Annotated in this window: 13 protein-coding genes and 1 tRNA gene; 6 read left to right on the forward strand and 8 right to left on the reverse strand. The window is 72.3% G+C overall.

The features are described 5' to 3' along the window. Nucleotide 1: 1 nt before the first annotated feature. The 4 genes from AB0J08_RS20700 to ssb all read right to left on the reverse strand — a co-directional run bounded on the left by AB0J08_RS20700 (nt 2) and on the right by ssb (nt 4,972). Nucleotides 2–502 carry a thioesterase family protein gene (locus AB0J08_RS20700; protein ID WP_360635925.1) on the reverse strand — a complete coding sequence of 167 codons (501 nt, stop codon included), beginning with the start codon at nt 500–502 and terminating at the stop codon, nt 2–4. Between the two features lie 109 nt (nt 503–611). After that, the gene (ettA, locus tag AB0J08_RS20705; protein WP_360635928.1) at nt 612–2,276 is read right to left on the reverse strand and encodes an energy-dependent translational throttle protein EttA; all 1,665 of its coding nucleotides are present in this window, start codon (nt 2,274–2,276) and stop codon (nt 612–614) included. A gap of 328 nt (nt 2,277–2,604) precedes the next feature. After that, a complete protein-coding gene (locus tag AB0J08_RS20710) occupies nt 2,605–4,074 on the reverse strand; it encodes a Cys-Gln thioester bond-forming surface protein (RefSeq protein WP_360635931.1) in 1,470 nt (489 codons plus the stop codon). 346 nt (nt 4,075–4,420) lie between these two features. Then, the gene (gene ssb / locus AB0J08_RS20715; RefSeq protein ID WP_360635934.1) at nt 4,421–4,972 is read right to left on the reverse strand and encodes a single-stranded DNA-binding protein; all 552 of its coding nucleotides are present in this window, start codon (nt 4,970–4,972) and stop codon (nt 4,421–4,423) included. A 636-nt stretch (nt 4,973–5,608) separates the two neighbouring features. Between ssb and AB0J08_RS20720 the strand changes: the two genes are divergently transcribed. Further along, a tRNA-Arg gene (locus tag AB0J08_RS20720) sits at nt 5,609–5,681 on the forward strand. A gap of 214 nt (nt 5,682–5,895) precedes the next feature. On the opposite strand, the gene AB0J08_RS20725 is transcribed toward AB0J08_RS20720, so the two are convergent. Continuing rightward, the gene (locus AB0J08_RS20725; RefSeq protein ID WP_360635937.1) at nt 5,896–6,531 is read right to left on the reverse strand and encodes a TetR/AcrR family transcriptional regulator; all 636 of its coding nucleotides are present in this window, start codon (nt 6,529–6,531) and stop codon (nt 5,896–5,898) included. 132 nt (nt 6,532–6,663) lie between these two features. On the opposite strand from AB0J08_RS20725, the gene AB0J08_RS20730 reads away from it, so the two are divergent. After that, nucleotides 6,664–7,212, forward strand: a complete 549-nt coding sequence (locus tag AB0J08_RS20730; protein ID WP_360635940.1) for a GNAT family protein — start codon at nt 6,664–6,666, stop codon at nt 7,210–7,212. Between the two features lie 80 nt (nt 7,213–7,292). On the opposite strand, the gene AB0J08_RS20735 is transcribed toward AB0J08_RS20730, so the two are convergent. After that, a complete protein-coding gene (locus AB0J08_RS20735; protein WP_360635943.1) occupies nt 7,293–8,765 on the reverse strand; it encodes an MFS transporter in 1,473 nt (490 codons plus the stop codon). A 222-nt stretch (nt 8,766–8,987) separates the two neighbouring features. Between AB0J08_RS20735 and AB0J08_RS20740 the strand changes: the two genes are divergently transcribed. Then, complete coding sequence (locus AB0J08_RS20740; RefSeq protein ID WP_360635946.1) at nt 8,988–9,683, forward strand: TetR family transcriptional regulator; 696 nt, start codon at nt 8,988–8,990, stop codon at nt 9,681–9,683. Nucleotides 9,684–9,808: 125 nt separating this feature from the next. Then, nucleotides 9,809–10,618 (forward strand): enoyl-CoA hydratase/isomerase family protein, encoded by an 810-nt coding sequence (locus AB0J08_RS20745; RefSeq protein WP_360635949.1) that lies wholly within the window; start codon nt 9,809–9,811, stop codon nt 10,616–10,618. 10 nt (nt 10,619–10,628) lie between these two features. On the opposite strand, the gene AB0J08_RS20750 is transcribed toward AB0J08_RS20745, so the two are convergent. After that, nucleotides 10,629–11,852 carry an acyl-CoA dehydrogenase family protein gene (locus AB0J08_RS20750; RefSeq protein WP_360635952.1) on the reverse strand — a complete coding sequence of 408 codons (1,224 nt, stop codon included), beginning with the start codon at nt 11,850–11,852 and terminating at the stop codon, nt 10,629–10,631. A gap of 261 nt (nt 11,853–12,113) precedes the next feature. On the opposite strand from AB0J08_RS20750, the gene AB0J08_RS20755 reads away from it, so the two are divergent. Both AB0J08_RS20755 and AB0J08_RS20760 read left to right on the forward strand, forming a co-directional pair. Then, nucleotides 12,114–12,746, forward strand: a complete 633-nt coding sequence (locus tag AB0J08_RS20755) for a TetR family transcriptional regulator (RefSeq protein WP_360635956.1) — start codon at nt 12,114–12,116, stop codon at nt 12,744–12,746. 11 nt (nt 12,747–12,757) lie between these two features. Then, on the forward strand, nt 12,758–14,296 hold the full coding sequence (locus tag AB0J08_RS20760) for a cellulase family glycosylhydrolase (RefSeq protein WP_360635959.1): 1,539 nt from the start codon (nt 12,758–12,760) through the stop codon (nt 14,294–14,296). A 44-nt stretch (nt 14,297–14,340) separates the two neighbouring features. On the opposite strand, the gene AB0J08_RS20765 is transcribed toward AB0J08_RS20760, so the two are convergent. After that, entirely contained in the window at nt 14,341–16,365 is a 2,025-nt protein-coding gene (locus AB0J08_RS20765) for a M3 family metallopeptidase (RefSeq protein WP_360635962.1), read from the reverse strand. Between the last annotated feature and the right edge of the window lie 88 nt (nt 16,366–16,453).

The following is a 16,453-nucleotide window of genomic DNA, read 5'->3' on the forward strand; positions in this document are numbered from 1 at the left end:
CTCAGGCCGCCGCGACAGCCGGCTCCCCGACGCTGCGGTCGTCCCTGCTGCGGTCGTCCATGCCGCGGTCGTCCCTGCTGCCGTCGTCCACGAACCGGCCCAGGAACTCCCGCTCCACCGGGCTGATCCGGCGCGGGCGGCCCTCGGCCAGGTCGTAGGGGACGACCACGGTGGACGCCCGGACGTACACCGTCTCGGTGCCGTCCTCGGCGGTGTCCTTGATCTCGTACGAGACGGTCAGCGAGGCGCCGCCGATCTTGGTCACCCAGGTCTCGACGGTGACCGGCTCGGGCCGGTGCACCAGCGGACGCTTGTAGTCGATCTCGTGGCGGGCCACCACCGAGCCCCCCGCGAACTCCCCGGCGCCGGCCGCGGCGGCCTGGGTGAACATGAAGTCGATCCGGGCCTCCTCCAGGTAGCGCAGGAAGACCACGTTGTTGACGTGCCCGAAGGCGTCCATGTCGGACCAACGCAGCGGACAGGCGTAGATATGGCGTGCCACGGGTGTTCTCCTCGACGTCCGGTGACCCGCCGGAAGGCATCGGCGGCGGGCCGCGGCCCAGCAGACCGCCCCGGAGGGCAGTCTGCCGGGCCGTTGTGACAGCTGGGTGTCAGCCTCGGGTCAGCTTCTTGTAGGTGGCCCGGTGCGGGCGGGCGGCGTCGGCGCCCAGCCGCTCGATCTTGTTCTTCTCGTACGACTCGAAGTTGCCCTCGAACCAGAACCACTTGCTCTCGCCCTCGTAGGCGAGGATGTGGGTGGCCACTCGGTCCAGGAACCAGCGGTCGTGGGAGATGACCACGGCGCAGCCGGGGAACTCCAGCAGCGCGTTCTCCAGCGAGGAGAGGGTCTCGACGTCGAGGTCGTTGGTCGGCTCGTCGAGGAGCAGCAGGTTGCCGCCCTGCTTGAGGGTGAGCGCCAGGTTCAGGCGGTTGCGCTCGCCACCGGAGAGCACACCGGCCGGCTTCTGCTGGTCCGGGCCCTTGAAGCCGAACGCCGACACGTAGGCACGGGACGGCATCTCGACCTGGCCGACGTTGATCCAGTCCAGGCCGTCGGAAACGACCTCCCAGAGCGTCTTCTTCGGGTCGATGTTCGCCCGGCTCTGGTCGACGTAGCTGATCTTGACCGTCTCGCCGATCTTGACCTTGCCCGAGTCCGGCGTCTCCATGTCCTGGAGCATCTTGAAGAGCGTGGTCTTGCCGGCACCGTTGGGGCCGATCACGCCGACGATGCCGTTGCGCGGCAGCGTGAAGCTCAGGTCGTCGATCAGGACCTTCTCACCGAAGGCCTTGTTGAGGTTCTCCACCTCGACCACGATGCTGCCCAGGCGCGGGCCCGGCGGGATCTGGATCTCCTCGAAGTCCAGCTTCCGCATCTTGTCGGCCTCGGCAGCCATCTCCTCGTAGCGGGCGAGACGTGCCTTGGACTTCACCTGCCGGCCCTTGGCGTTGGAGCGGACCCACTCCAGCTCCTCCTTGAGCCGCTTGGCACGCTTCGCGTCCTTCTGGCCCTCGACCTTGAGGCGCGACTGCTTGCTCTCCAGGTAGGTGGAGTAGTTGCCCTCGTAACCGATGGCGCGGCCGCGGTCGAGCTCCAGGATCCAGCCGGCCACGTTGTCCAGGAAGTACCGGTCGTGGGTGACGGCGACGACGGTGCCGGCGTACTTGGCCAGGTGCTGCTCCAACCAGTTCACCGACTCGGCGTCCAGGTGGTTGGTGGGCTCGTCGAGGAGCAGCAGGTCGGGCGCCTCCAGCAGCAGCTTGCAGAGCGCGACACGGCGCTTCTCGCCACCGGAGAGCTTGGTGACGGCCCAGTCGCCGGGCGGGCAACCCAGCGCGTCCATGGCCTGCTCCAGCTGCGCCTCCAGGTCCCACGCGTTGGCGTGGTCCAGCTCCTCCTGGAGCTTGCCCATCTCGTCCAGCAGGGCGTCCGAGTAGTCGGTGGCCATCAGCTCGGCGATCTCGTTGAAGCGGTCGAGCTTCCCCTTGACCTCCCGGACGCCGTCCTCGACGTTCTCCAGGACCGTCTTCGCCTCGTCGAGCGGCGGCTCCTGGAGCAGCATGCCGACGGTGTAGCCGGGCGAGAGGAAGGCGTCGCCGTTGGAGGGCTGCTCCAGACCGGCCATCATCTTGAGCACGGTGGACTTGCCGGCGCCGTTGGGACCGAGGACGCCGATCTTCGCTCCGGGAAGGAAGCTGAGCGTCACGTCGTCAAGGATGACCTTGTCGCCGTGCGCCTTGCGCACCTTGCGCATCGTGTAGATGTATTCCGCCACGTGAGATCGCTCCGGCGTCGTCGGGAGTAAGTCGGGTTGCAGCTTTCCATTGTGCCGCACCCGGCCGAGCGCCCGAACCGCCTGCTTGCCCCACTGGGGTATCCGCCCGGAGAGCCCGCGGGGCCTGCGGTCCACCGCCACCGGACGCACCGCGGCCCGGCTCCCCACAGCGGGTGCGGGGAGCCGGGCCGGGCGGGAAAGGCGCCTGCCGTGCCGGGGCACGTCAGGCGCCTTTCCCTTCGGTACGTCGGTCCTACTTCACTTCGGTACTACTGCACCGTGTCGCTACTTCACTTCGGTGCTTCGGTCCTCCGTGGAGCGCGGTGCGTCAGGCGGCGCTGCGACCGTGGCGACCGCGGCGGCGCAGGACGAAGACCGCGGCAGCACCGGCCACGACCAGACCGCCGGCGACGGCGGCGAGCACCGGGGTGGCGTCGTTACCACCGGTGGCGGCCAGGCCGCCCGTGGTGCCCGGGGCCGGGCTGGAGGCGACCGGAGCCGGGTGCGCCGTCGAGCTGGACGGGGCCGCGGACGGCGTACCCGTCGGGGTGGCGCTCGGGGTCGGGGTGGCCGAGGCGCTCTTGCTGGCCGACGGGCTGGCGGTCGGCGGGGTCACGCTGGTCACCTTGCAGTCCAGGATGCCCTTGAACTCCTTGGTGTAGCCGTTCGGGCCGGTGACCGTGATGGTGTAGGCGGCGTCCTCGGCGACCGGGACGACCACGCTCTCCATCTTGCCCGGCTGGACGGTGACCGTCTTGCCCGGCTGGACGGTGACGGTGGCCGCCTCGTCGCCGCCGTTGGCGAGGTTGACCCGGACGCCGTTGGCGTCGCACTCGACCTGGGCGTTGCTGTCCACCAGCGGGCCCTTGCCCGCCTTCCACGCGGCCTTGGCCGCGTCCACCACGCTGAGCTTGGTGGAGCCGGCCAGGATCATGGTCTGGCTGTGCTTCTCGGGGGTGTAGCCCTTGCTCAGGAAGACCCGGCCGTTGGGCACGACGGTCTCGGCCGAGGCCGTCACGGTGGCCGCGCCGTCCGGGGTGCCGGCCGGCACGTCCAGGAACAGCGAGGTGTCCTTGGCGACCGGGCCGGTCAGGCCGGCGACCGGCTTGCCGTCCTTGTCGACCAGCTTCACCTTGTCCGCGGCGTCACCGGAGACCGCGAGCTTCACCTCGGAGGCGCTGGAGTTGATGGTGAAGGGGCCGAGCTTGCCGCCCGGCTTGCCCGACACCGAGTCCGGGGTGAGGCTCAGCGAGGGCTTGGGCTCGGCGGCGATGCCCTTGTTGCTGTCGCTGACCAGGTAGTCGCGCAGCTTCTTGGCCTGCGCGTCCACCGGGGTGGCGTTCTTGCCGTCGGAGAACTTCCAGATCGCGGCCTGGGTGCCCGCGGCGGCGTCGTCGGCGGTGAGCTCGCCCTCCTTGATGCCGGCCGCGTCGGCCAGCTTCTTGAGGTCGGTGACCTGCGGGTAGGAGTTCTCCAGGATCCAGCGGATCTTGGCGGCGTCCTGAGCCTTCTCCTTGCGGCCGAGCGAGCTCGACTTCCAGTCCGACTCCTGGTACTCGACCCCGCTCTTGATGTTGACCGGGTGGTCGATGTCGATGCAGTACGTACGGAGCTCGCCGTTGGCCGTCTTGAGGGTGAACAGACCGCCCTGGACGGAGTGACCGCCCTCGATGGCGATCTCCTCGCTCTGCATGGTCGGCTGGATCACCGCCGTCACGCCCGCACCCGGTGCGTCGGCCGCAGCCGCCGCACCGGCCGCGAGCAGGCTCCCACCCAGCGCTACGCTGGTCGTGAGCATGACAGTCGTTATGCGCGGAAGACTCCGCCCCTGCCTCTGGAACATCTGGGATCCCTCCGGGCCGGGCCAGCCGATGGGCGGCCCGCCTTGCATTGCCGCGCGCCCTGTGACGCAGCCGCATGTGTGTGAACCAGACGAATCCTATTGAGCCACGGAGGCCCGCAAACCCCCATGCGAAATCAGGACGATTCCGTATCTGTATCGTTATCAATGCTCCCATCATCCACACAAGCTGACGATCAGCCAGAAACTCCGGATCCTTCGCTTAACCGTCCGGCGATTGCGCGTGCGGGCACAACAACCGTCTCGATCAACATATTTGTCGACAGTTTGGATCCGCCGACGGTCAGGCCGAGGAAGCCTGGACGTCACTCTCCGCTCCCCCGTCAGCCACCCGCGCGCCCGACCCGACGACCGCCAACGGGGGTGCCACCAGGGGGCCCACCGACGCCTTCCGCGCCTGCAGTGCGTCCGCGATCCAGCCCGGCACCGCCTCCCCCACGGGCACCTCGCGGCCGCCCGGCGACTCCCCCGGCGACCCCCCGCCCCACGTGAAGACGGCGGTGCCGCGACTGAGATCGTGTCCGACCGATCGGGCGTCGATCTCGACCCTGCTGCGCCTCGCCTCCCCCTCCATCCACTCCCGCACCCGCAGTCGCCCGCTCACCACCACCGGATCCCCCTTCGACAGCGAGCCGATCAGGTGACCCGCCAGCGCCCGCCAGGCCGTCACCGTCACCCACTGCGTCTCGCCGTCCACCCAGCCCTCCCGCAGCCGGTCGTAGCGGCGCTCGGTCGACGCCAGCCGGAAGTTGGCCACCGCCACCCCGTCCGCCGTCCGCGTGCAGCTCACCTCGGTCGCGACATTGCCGATCACCGTCACCAGGGTCTCGTTCACAGAACACGCTCCGTTCTCTCCGATGCACCGTACGGAATCAACCGGCGCGAGTTGAGAGTGCACTTCCCGGGAAATCCATGTCGAAGAGATCGGAAATCCTGTGGACAACTCGGCCCTGTGGAAAACCGGGGTCACTCACAGGGGTGAATTTCGGCCCTTCCGGTCCTACTTTCAGCCTCACCTCTGCGCGGCCATGACAACAAACGCCCGGCTTCCCGCCGCGCCGCCGCACCCCCAGGGGTGGCCTGCCCGACCGTCCGCCCACGTCATCCGACCGAACGAACCCGAATACGGCCCCCCACCCGTGCCGAGCGGGGTAGTTTCTCCGTGCCGAATCCATAACGGGTGGGGCGGCAGCCCCGTAACGACTGCACAACGTCCGGCGCCGAAGAGCGTCAGACCGCTGCACGCACGGCCTTCACCTGCGATTATCGGACCGCTCCACCGAAGCCGACACACCCGCGACGGTGTTGTTACACCCGGCTGAGGATCTGGACACCCTTATCCTGTCCCCGACAGGGCAAGGCCCCGCCAACCCCCACCCCACCCTCAGGCACGGGGCCGGACAGCGGGCGCCCCGCGCGCTCGTCGCCCGATCCCGGCAACGGTCACGCCCATCAGGGCGCCGTCCGTCCCGCCCCCATAGCTCAGCGGATAGAGCACCCGCCTTCTAAGCGGTAGGTCGCAGGTTCGAATCCTGCTGGGGGCACCGCGCCCGAATTCCCGCAGGCCACCACGCCGGTGAGGGCCGTGCCCGGCCGGCCCGCCGGGGAATTCCGGACACCGAACGCACATAACCCGTGACAATGCGTGTCATGGCAGCGCCGAAAACGGCCCACGGGAAACCCCGGCACGAACCGGCCGCGCGGTCCGGACGCAAACAACGACCCCGCTCTCCACCCCGGCCCCAGCCGGAGCCGCGGTCAGAGCCGCTCCACCTCCCGCGCCGGCCCGGCCAGTCCCGCCAGGTAGGCGTCCAACAGCGCCGTCTGCCGCTCGGCCGGGAACTCCGCCGGCGCGAACAGTGCCTGCACCACCAGCCCCAGCGCGAAGGCCTGCGCTCCCGCCGCGAGCTGTTCGGCGGCCACGTCGTCCGGCAGCTCACCGAGCCGCTGCGCGGAGGCCACCGACTCGGTCAGCAGCGCCCGCGCCCGCCCGTACCGGGCCGCGTGCGCGGTGGCCAGCTCCGGGTCGGCCAGTGCCACGTCCCAGGAGCCGACCCAGATCCGGTTGCCGGCAGCGGCGGCTTCGTCCAGCGGGAGGATGTCGAGCAGTGCCGCCCGCAGCCGGGGCAGTCCGGCGGCCGGCGGTGGGCTGCCGTCCCCCGGGGCGATCCGGCGCGGGCGCTCCTGGGAGCGCCGGTCGAGCACGTCGAGGGCGTGCGCGACCAGCGTCCGCTTGTTGGGGAAGTAGTGCGTCAACAGCCCGGTGGAGGCACCCATTTCGGTGGCCACCGCACGCAGCGTCAGCCCCTCGAAGCCGCGCGAGGACAGCACCCGCCAGACCGCCTCGGATACGTCCCGGCGTCGGGCTTCGTGGTCTCCCCGGGCTGGTGTCATAGGCGCTATCGTACATACCAAACGTTTGTTATGTACGTGGGAACAGCCGGACCGCCAGGGATCCACCGCTCGGCCGGCCACCGCCTCGCCCCCACCGCCCGCCCAGCGCCTCCACCCTCGAAAGGCCCGCCGATGTTCGCCGTCCCGCTCACCGACCATGCCGAACTGCGCCCCCTGGAGCCGTGGCAGGCAGCCGAGTTCCTGGCCCACATGGACCGCGCCCGCGATCACACGAACCCGTGGATCAGCTGGGCCGGCCGCTCCACCGACCTGGAGTCGGCCCGCCTCACCCTCCAGCGCTACGCCGACCGGCAGGCCGCCGACACCGGCCGGCTCTACGGGATCTGGCTGGACGGCACGCTGGTCGGCGGCACGATGTTCGTGGACTTCAGCGCCACCACCGGCATCGCGGAGGTCGGTGTCTGGACCGAGCCCGCCGGCGAGGGCCTGGGCCTGGTCGCGGCCGCCGTCCGCCACCTGATCGACTACGCGTTCACCACCCGCGGCCTGCACCGGATCGAGTGGCACACCAGCCCGGCGAACATCCGCAGCCGGGCGCTCGCCCAGCGGCTGGGCATGCGGCTCGACGGCACGATGCGGGAGACGCACCTGGTCAACGGCGCCTACCTGGACTCGGAGATCTGGTCGCTGCTGGCCCACGAGTGGAAGCCCACCCCCTGACACGGCCCACCCCTGACCGACAGGACGGCACCGGGTCCGGCGGACAGGCGTCCGCCGGACCCGGTGCCGTCCGCCCCCGCTCAGGCGGCCAGCACCCGCTGCTCCGGCCGCGACTCGGCCGCCCGGCGCGGTCGCAGTCGCAGCGCGAGCACCAGGACCAGCGCCAGCACTCCGGCCGCCGAGAGGAACACCACGTCCACCGCGTCGATGAAGCTGTGCACCGCGTGGTCCCGGGCGGCGCCGGTCAGGCCGCTCACCGCACCGAGCGGAGTACCCGGCTCGCCGCTGTCGAAGACCCGGGCCAGCACGGTGCCGAAGAACGCGGCACCCAGCGCACTGCCGAGCGTCTGGAAGAACCGGATGCCGGTGGTGGCGACGCCCAACTGGTGGACCGGAGCGGCCTCCTGGACGACACCGATGAGGTGGCCGATCAGCTGGCCGAGGCCGACTCCGAGCAGCGCGAGGTCGGCCCGCACCAGCCAGAGCGAGGTGTCCGGGCCGCTCAGCCCGAGCAGCAGCAGGGCGGTCGCGGCACAGGCCGCGCCGGAGACCAGGATCGCCCGGACGGACCAGCCCCACGCGGTGAGCCGGTTGACCGCGAGGCCGACCACCGTCATGCCGAGCGCCATCGGGATCAGGTAGAGGCTGGCGGAGGTCGCGGCGACGCCCCGGGCCACCTGCAGGTACAGCATCACGTACATGATCGCGCCCATCAGGCCCATCCCGACCAGCCCCTGCACCGCGAACCCGATCCGGATCTCCGGAATGCGGAAGAGCGAGAGCGTCAGCACCGGCTCGGCGGCGGTGGCCTGGCGCCACAGGAAGAGGCCGAGGGCGGCGAGGGTGGCGACGGCCAGTCCGATGATCTCCGGCGAGGTCCAGGCGTAGGTCTTGCCGCCCCACTCGGTGACCAGCAGCAGCCCGGTGGCGAACGCGGCCGCGAGGGCGGCGCCGGGGAAGTCCAGGCCGCGCCGGCCGGCCGCGCGGGGGAGCTTGAGCACGAGCGCGGAGCCGACCAGGACGAGCAGGCCGAGCGGCAGGTTGACGTAGAAGATCCAGCGCCAGTCGAGGTGGTCCGCCAGGAGGGCGCCGATCAGCGGGCCGAGGGCCATACCGGCCCCGCCGACCACGCCGCCCATGCCACCACCGCCGCCCTTCGCCTCGTCCGGGTCCTTGAGCTGCGCCATCACCACCATCGTCACGCTCATCAGCCCGCCACCGCCGATGCCCTGGACGGCCCGGAAGGCGATCAGCTGGGTCATCGACTGCGCCGCCCCGCAGAGCGCCGAGCCGAGCAGGAAGACGCCGACCGCCCCGAGCAGCGCCCGCTTGGCGCCGTAGACGTCGCAGAGCTTGCCGTAGAGCGGCAGCAGCGCCGTCGCCGCCAGCGCGAAGGCGCTGACCAGCCAGGGCAGCCGGTCGACGCCGTGGACCGGGTCGAGGTCCTGGACGATCGGCACGGTGGCGGCCGACACGATGTTCATGTCGAGCACGGCCAGGATGATCGTGATCAGGCAGAGCAGCATGCCCAGCTTGCGCTGGGGCTCCGTCATCAGAGCTGCTGCCGGCGCAGTGGCGGCCATCGTGAATCCCCCCGGGGATAGCGGAGTTCGGGCGTTCGGACGGGCGCCGGGCCGCACCGGACGGGTGCGGCTCGGCGGCCCGCCCTCACCATCGCAGAGATGTTGTACTCGGTCAATTCTTCGCTGGAGTCAACTATTCATCCCGACCCATCATTCGCCCCGGTCAATCTTTGATCCTGGTACAGTCCTGCCATGGCGAAGCGCACCGCGACCACCGATCCCGCAGCGACAGAACCGGCCGACGCGGCCCTGGGCCTGCGCGAGCGCAAGAAGCGCCAGACCGCCCTGCGGATCTGGCGCAGCGCGATCACCCTGTTCGCCGAGCGGAGCTTCGACGAGGTCTCGGTCGCCGAGATCGCCGCCGCGGCCGAGGTCTCGAAGATGACCGTCTTCAACTACTTCCCGTCCAAGGAAGACCTGGTCATGGGCCCGATGGAGCAGCACACCGGCGAAGCCGCCGAGGTGATCCGCGATCGCGCCCCCGGCGTCTCGGCGGTGGCCGCGGTGCGCACCCACTTCCTGGCGGCTCTGGAGCGGTTCGACCCGGCCACCGGCCTGAGCGACGAACGGTTCGTGCTCGACGTGGTCCGGCTGATCCACCGGACACCCGCGCTGGCGCTGCGCGCCACCACCGCGTGGGGCCATGCGGCCAATGAGCTGCTCGCCGCCGAGCTGCTCGCCCAGGACCCGGCCGGCGACCGGCTCGCCGCGCGGGTCGCCGCCGCCCAGCTGATGAGCGTCCGACTGGCGCTGACCGAGGAGAACCACCGCCGGATGCTGGCCGGCGAACGGGCCGTCGACGTGCTCCCGGAGGCCGTCGAGCACGCCCACCACGCCTTCGCCCTGGTCGAGCACGGCCTCGGCGACTACGGCACCCGGCCCGTCTGAACACACGCGCGCCGGACCGGCGGCCGACCCGGCACGCGTCCCGGCAAGCCCCGGCAGCCGGTCCGCCCGGCGGCGGCGCGCCCGCGCCTGAGAGAGTGTGCGCACCACGATCTCCGGAGGTGCGCATGGACCAGCCGCTGCTCACGCGGGACCGCTCCCCGCTGCCCACCCACGTCGACGGCCTCAACGCCTACACCGGCGAGGACGGCGTCGCGGTACTGGAGTTCGCCCGGCCGCACCGGCGCAACGCCGTCACCCTGGCGATCTGGCAGGTGCTGCCGAAGGTCCTGCTCCGACTCGCCGAGCAGCCCGGCCTGCGGGCCCTGCTGGTCACCGGCGCCGGCGGCACCTTCAGTGCCGGCGCGGACATCGCCGAGCTGTCCGGGATCTACGCCGACCCGGACCGCGCCGACGACTACCACGCCGTCAACGTCGCCGCCGAGGAGGCGCTGGCGGCCTTCCCGCACCCGACCGTCGCCGTGGTGCACGGCGCCTGCGTCGGCGGCGGCTGCCAGCTGGCCGTCGCCTGCGACCTGCGGTTCGTCGCCGAGGACGCCCGACTGGGCATCACCCCGGCCAAGCTGGGCGTAGTCTACCCCGCGGTGCCGACCCTACGGCTGGCCCGGCTGGTGGGCCCGTCCCGCGCCAAGTACCTGCTCTTCTCCGGCGAGTTGGTGAGCGGTCGGGAGAGTGTCGCGACCGGCCTCGCCGACCGGGTCCTGCCGGGCGCCGAACTGGACTCCGTGGCACTGGAGTTCGCCCGGCTGCTGACCACGCGGTCGCCGCAGACCATCGGCGCGGTCAAGGCCGCGCTGGCCGTCCCGCCGGAGCAGGCCGCCGAGGCGCTGCGACCCTGGGAGCGCCGCTCCCGCGAGGCCCCGGACGTCCGTGAGGGCCTCGCCGCCTTCCTGGAGGGCCGCCCGCCCCGTTTCTGACCCCGCGCGCTCAGCGGATCGGCATCCCGGAGATCGCACGGGCGATCACCAGACGCTGGATCTCGCTGGTGCCCTCGAAGATCGAGTAGATCGCGCTGTCCCGGTGCATCCGCTCGACCGGGTACTCGCGGGTGAAGCCGTTGCCGCCGAAGATCTGCATCGCCTGCGCGGTGACCCACTTGGCCGTCTCGCCCGCGTAGAGCTTGGACATCGAGCCCTCGGCCGCGGTGAACGGCTGGTTGTTGGCCGCCATCCAGGAGGCCCGCCAGACCAGCAGCCGGGAGGCGTCGATCCGGGTCTTCATGTCCGCCAGCTGGAAGGCCACGCCCTGGTTGTCGATGATCGGGCGGCCGAACTGCACCCGGGTCTTCGCGTAGTCCAGCGCCACCTCGTACGCGGCCCGGGCGATGCCGATCGCCTGCGCCCCGACGGCCGGCCGGGAGGCCTCGAAGGTGGCCATCGCCGCGTTGCCCCGGCCGCCGGTGCGCTTGGCCCCCTCGCGGGCCCGGGCCAGCCGCTCGTCCAGCTTCTCCTTGCCGCCGAGCAGGCAGTGACCGGGCAGCCGGACGCCGTCCAGGACCACCTCGGCGGTGTGCGAGGCACGGATGCCGTGCTTCTTGAACTTCTGGCCCTGGCTCAGCCCGGGCGTGCCCGGGGGCACCACGAAGGAGGCCTGGCCGCGCGCGCCGAGCGCCGGGTCGACGGTGGCCACCACCACGTGGACGGCGGCGATCCCGCCGTTGGTCGCCCAGGTCTTGGTGCCGTTCAGCACCCACTCGTCCTTGGCCTCGTCGTAGACGGCCCTGGTGCGCAGCGCGGAGACGTCGGAGCCGGCGTCCGGCTCGGAGGAGCAGAACGCGGCCACCTTGACGTCGTCCGGGGTGCCGAACATCTGCGGCGCCCAGGTGCCGATCTGCTCGTCGGTGCCGTTGGCGAGCACCGCGACGGCGGCCAGCGTGGTGCCGACGATGGACAGGCCGATGCCCGCGTCGCCCCAGAACAGCTCCTCCATGGCGATCGGGATGCCCACGCCGGAGGGGTCGAAGTACTGCTGGGCGTAGAAGTCGGGCGAGTAGATCCCGAGCTTGGCGGCCTCCTGGATGACCGGCCAGGGCGTCTCCTCGCGCTCGTCCCACTCGGCCGCGGCGGGGCGCATCACGTCGGCGGCGAAGCCGTGCAGCCAGTCGCGTACGGCGAGCTGGTCCGCGCCCGGGTCCAGCGAGAACGTGCTCATGATGCCTCCGTTCGAAGGGGCCCCTCGCCGCCGGGCCGGCAGCGGGTTCAAAGGCGGGGCAGAAGCGGTGTCGGACAGGTGTTACCGGGGGTAACATCGCGGGGAGTCTGCTACTCATAGGTAGGAATGTCAACGCCCCGCCCGGGGCGGCTCCGCACCCCACCCGCCCCGCAGACCGCCCCACCGCACAGCCGCAGACCCGCCCCACCCGCACCCCGCCCGCAGCCGGAACCCCGTCGGCCAGACCCGCCAGGAGCCCTCATGCCGCCCGCCGACGAACCCCGCCGGGAGCAGCTGCTCAACGCCGCCGACCGGGTGGTCCAGCGGGAGGGCCCCGGCGCCAGCATGAACGCCATCGCCGCCGAGGCCGGGATCACCAAGCCGATCCTGTACCGCCACTTCGGTGACCGGAACGGCCTGATCAGGGCGCTGACCGAGCGCCACACCAGCGGCCTGCTGGCCGCCGTACGGGCCGCGCTGAGCGAGCCGCTGGAACGCCGCGACCGGGTCGAGCACGTGCTGGACACCTACCTCGCCGGGATCGAGGCCCGCCCGCAGGTCTACCGGCTGCTCACCCACCCCGAGCCCGGCGACCCGTCCGGTGTCGGCAACGCGCTCGCCCCGGCGCTGCGTCAGATCGCCGGGGAGATCACCCGGGCCGTCGAGAGCCAGGTCGACCTCGGAGCCGACCGGGAACTCCTCGCCGAGGCCTGGGGCCGGGGCATCACCGGCATGGTGCTGGCCGCGGGCGACTGGTGGCTGGAGTCCAGACCCTGCTCGCGCACCCGGATGGTGCAGGCCCTCGCCGACCTGCTCTGGGGGCGCCTCGCGGCCGCCGCCGACCTGCCGACCGCCGTCCTGCCCGCCCCGGCGGCGGAGGCACCACCGGTCTGAACCCTTGTGCGGTGCACGATGATCCGGGCATCATCGGGCCCCACCCCCGCTCCGCGAGATCCCGCGAGGTCCCGATGCGCCCGTGCCGCACCGCCGTTGCCCTCCTGCTCGCCGCCACCGCCGCCCTGGCTGTCCCGCTGTCCGCCACCCCGGCCCAGGCCCGGGACGACGCCCACGGCCGACCGGCCCGGGCCGGGTTCCCCACCGCCACCGCCACCGCGCCGGACGGCACCACCGACCTCACCGACGCCACCGGCCGCCGCCTACGACTGCGCGGCTTCAACCTCGACAAGTACGCCGAGGCCACCGAGCGGGACGTCGAGTCCCTGGCCGCCCAGGGCTTCACGCTGATCCGGGTGGCCGTCTCCTGGACCAGGCTGGAACCCACCCGCGGGCGCCTCGACCCGGCCGAACTGCGCCGCCTGCACCGGGTGCTCGACTGGGCCGACCACTACGGCGTGCTGGCCCTGGTCGACTTCCACCAGGACGTCTACGGCCCGAAGTACGGCGGCGGCGACCGCGGCATCCCGCTCTGGGCCACCCGCGACGACGGCCTGCCGTTCACCCCGGACCCGGACGACTGGTTCGCCGGCTACTTCCAGCCCGCCGTCCAGGCGGCCTTCCGCCACCTCTACGACGACCCGGACCTGCGCGCCTGGCAGGCGGACTTCTACACCCGGCTGGCCCGCGAACTGCGCGGCCACCGCTCACTGCTGGGCTACGACCTGTTCAACGAGCCGTTCGGCCCGGTGGACGGCGACCCGACCGATCCGGCGGTGCTCGCCGCCGCCTCCGCCGCCCTCGAACAGGGCCGCCTCGCCGACATGTACCGTCGGCTGATCGGGGCCGTACGCCGAGTGGACTCCCGCGCCTGGCTGTTCGTCGAGCCGACCGTCCTGGTCGGCCAGGGCGTGCCCACCCGGCTGCCCGGCTTCACCGACCCGCGCCCCGGCGCGCCCCGGCTCGGCTACGCGCCGCACTTCTACGACACCGCCGTCGAGTCCGGCGCCGACTGGGACCCGGCCGGCGGCTTCGTCGAGAACTACACCGCCGCGATCACCGCCTACCCGGCCGCACACCACCTGCCCGTGCTGGTCGGCGAGTGGGGCCCGCCGAACTCGCGGACACCGGGCAACACCCAGCTGGTCCGCCGCCAGGTCGCGGCCATGGACGGTTTCGCCGCCGGCTGGGCGATGTGGTACTGGTGCCGGGGCGACGGCGGCTACTGCGCGCTCGATCCGGCCGGCCGCCCCGCACCCGGCGACGAGCCGGCCTTCGGCCCGTACCCGGTGGCGGTCGCCGGGACGGCCGTGCGCACCGGTACGGCGGCGGACGGCCACCTCGTGCGCTGGACCGCCGACGGCACCGGCCGGACCACCGAACTGGTCCTGCCGGCCGCGACGTTCCCCACCGGCGTGCGGATCACCGTCACCCCGGCGGCCCGGGTCGAGCTCGACCAGCCGGCCGACGGCCGGGCCGGCAGCGCCCGGATCCGCCTGCCGCACACCCGCCCGGGCACCCCGGTCACGGTGACCCTCACACCCCGCTGAGGCCCGGTGGCCCGCCTCGCCGGCGGGCCACCGGCCGGCCCCCGCTACGCCAGACCGCGGCGGGCCAGCAGCGGAGCCGTCCCCGGGTCGCGCCCGACCACCGCACGGAAGGAGTCCAGCGCGCCCCGGCTGTCCCCGCGCGACAGCAGCTCGCGGCGGAACACCTCGCCGCTCTCCCGCACGCTCCGGCCGTTGCCCCGGAACCAGTCCACCGTCTCGGCGTCCAGCACCTCGGACCAGATGTACGCGTAGTAGCCCGCGCTGTACCCGCCGGCGAAGATGTGCGAGAAGTAGGCCGTCCGGTAGCGCGGCGGGATCGCCGCCACCGCGAGCCCGGCCTTCGCCAGCGCCCGCGCCTCGAACTCCTCGGCGTCCGCGATCTCCTGGCCCTGCGGCACGGTGTGCCAGGCGAGGTCCAGCAGCGCCGCCGCCAGGTACTCGACGGTCCGGAACCCCTGCCCGAAGCCCTCGGCCGCCGCCATCCGCTCGACCAGCTCGGCCGGCAGCGGCTCGCCGGTCACGTGGTGCTTGGCGTAGTTGGCCAGCACCTCGGGCCGGACCATCCACATCTCGTTGACCTGCGAGGGGAACTCCACGAAGTCCCGCGGCACGTCCGTCCCGGCGAAGTACGGGTAGCGCACGTCCGAGAACAACCCGTGCAGCGCGTGGCCGAACTCGTGGAACAGCGTGCGCACCTCGTCCCAGGAGAGCAGCACCGGCTCGCCCGGCGCCGGGCGGGCCACGTTCAGGTTGTTCATCACCACCGGCCGCCGGCCCAGCAGCCGCGACTGGGTGACCAGTTCGTCCATCCAGGCGCCGCCGCGCTTGGACGCCCGGGCGTGGAAGTCCCCGAGGAACAGGCCCAGCGAGCCGCCGTCCTCCTCGAACACCTCGAAGACCCGCACGTCCCGGTGGTACGCCGTGAGGTCCGGCCGCTCGGTGAAGGTCACCCCGTAGGCCAGGTTGGCGGCGAAGAAGACGCCGTCGCGCAGCACCCGCTCCAGCTCGAACCAGGGACGCAGCGCCGCCGCGTCCACCTGGTAGGAGGACTGCCGGACGAGCTCCGAGTAGTACGCCCAGTCGTGCGCGGCGATCTCGTCGATCCCGTCGGCGGCGGCCGCCGCGGCCAGTTCCACCGCCTCCCGCCGCGCGTTGGCCACCGCCGGCGGCACCAGCCGGGTCAGCAGCGCGTCGACCGCCTCGACGGTGCCGGCCGTCTCGTCCGCCACCACGTAGGCGGCGTGCGTGTCGTACCCGAGCAGCCGGGCCCGCTCGGCGCGCAGCGCGGACATCCGGATCGCCAGCGGGCCGTTGGCCTCGGCCGCACGGCCCAGCGAGGCCGCCAGCAGGCGCTCGCGCACCGAGCGGTCGGTGAGGAAGGCCAGCTCCGGCTGGTTGGAGAAGTTCTTCAGGCTCAGCACGTACTTGCCGTCGTACCCGAGCGCCCGGGCGTTCTCGGCCGCGCCGGCGATCGCGTCGGGCGAGAGCCCGGCCAGCTCGGCCGCGGAGTCCAGCACCAGCGACCGCGCCTTCGAGTCCGCCGACACGTTGCGGCGGAACGCCGAGGCGCCGGCGGCCAGTTCGGCGTTCAGCCCGCGCAGCCGCTGCTGCTCGGCGGCGCCGAGCCGGGCGCCGGCCCGGACGAAGGCGGTGTGCCGCCGCTCCAGCAGCCGCAGCGACTCCTCGTCCAGGCCGAGCCGGGCCCGCCGCCCGTGCAGCTCCTCGATCCGGGCGAACAGCGCGGCGTCCAGGTGGATCGCGTCCCGGTGCTCCGCCAGCCGCGGGCTGATCTCGGCGTCCACCCGGTCCACGGCCGGTGTGGTGTCCGAGGAGACCTGGTTGTCGAAGACCGCGCGAACCCGCTTCAGCAGCGCACCCGAGCGCTCCAGCGCGATCAGGGTGTTGTCGAAGGTCGGCGGCTCCGGATTGGCGGTGATCTCGGCGATCTCGGCGAGCTGCTCGGCCATCCCGCGCTCGAACGCGGGCAGGTAGTGCTCTTCCCGGATCTCGGCGAAGGGTGGCAGTTCGTAGACCAGCGTGCTGGGCTTGAAGAACGGGTTCTCGGTCATTTCGCCGACCCTACGCGGTGGTAGCGGCCCGGTGACCGCCACCGGACCCGGTGGGCGGCGCACTGCCGGGTACGCCGGCGCACCGGCC

It is taken from the genome of Kitasatospora sp. NPDC050463, assembly GCF_040655255.1.
GTDB lineage: Bacteria > Actinomycetota > Actinomycetes > Streptomycetales > Streptomycetaceae > Kitasatospora.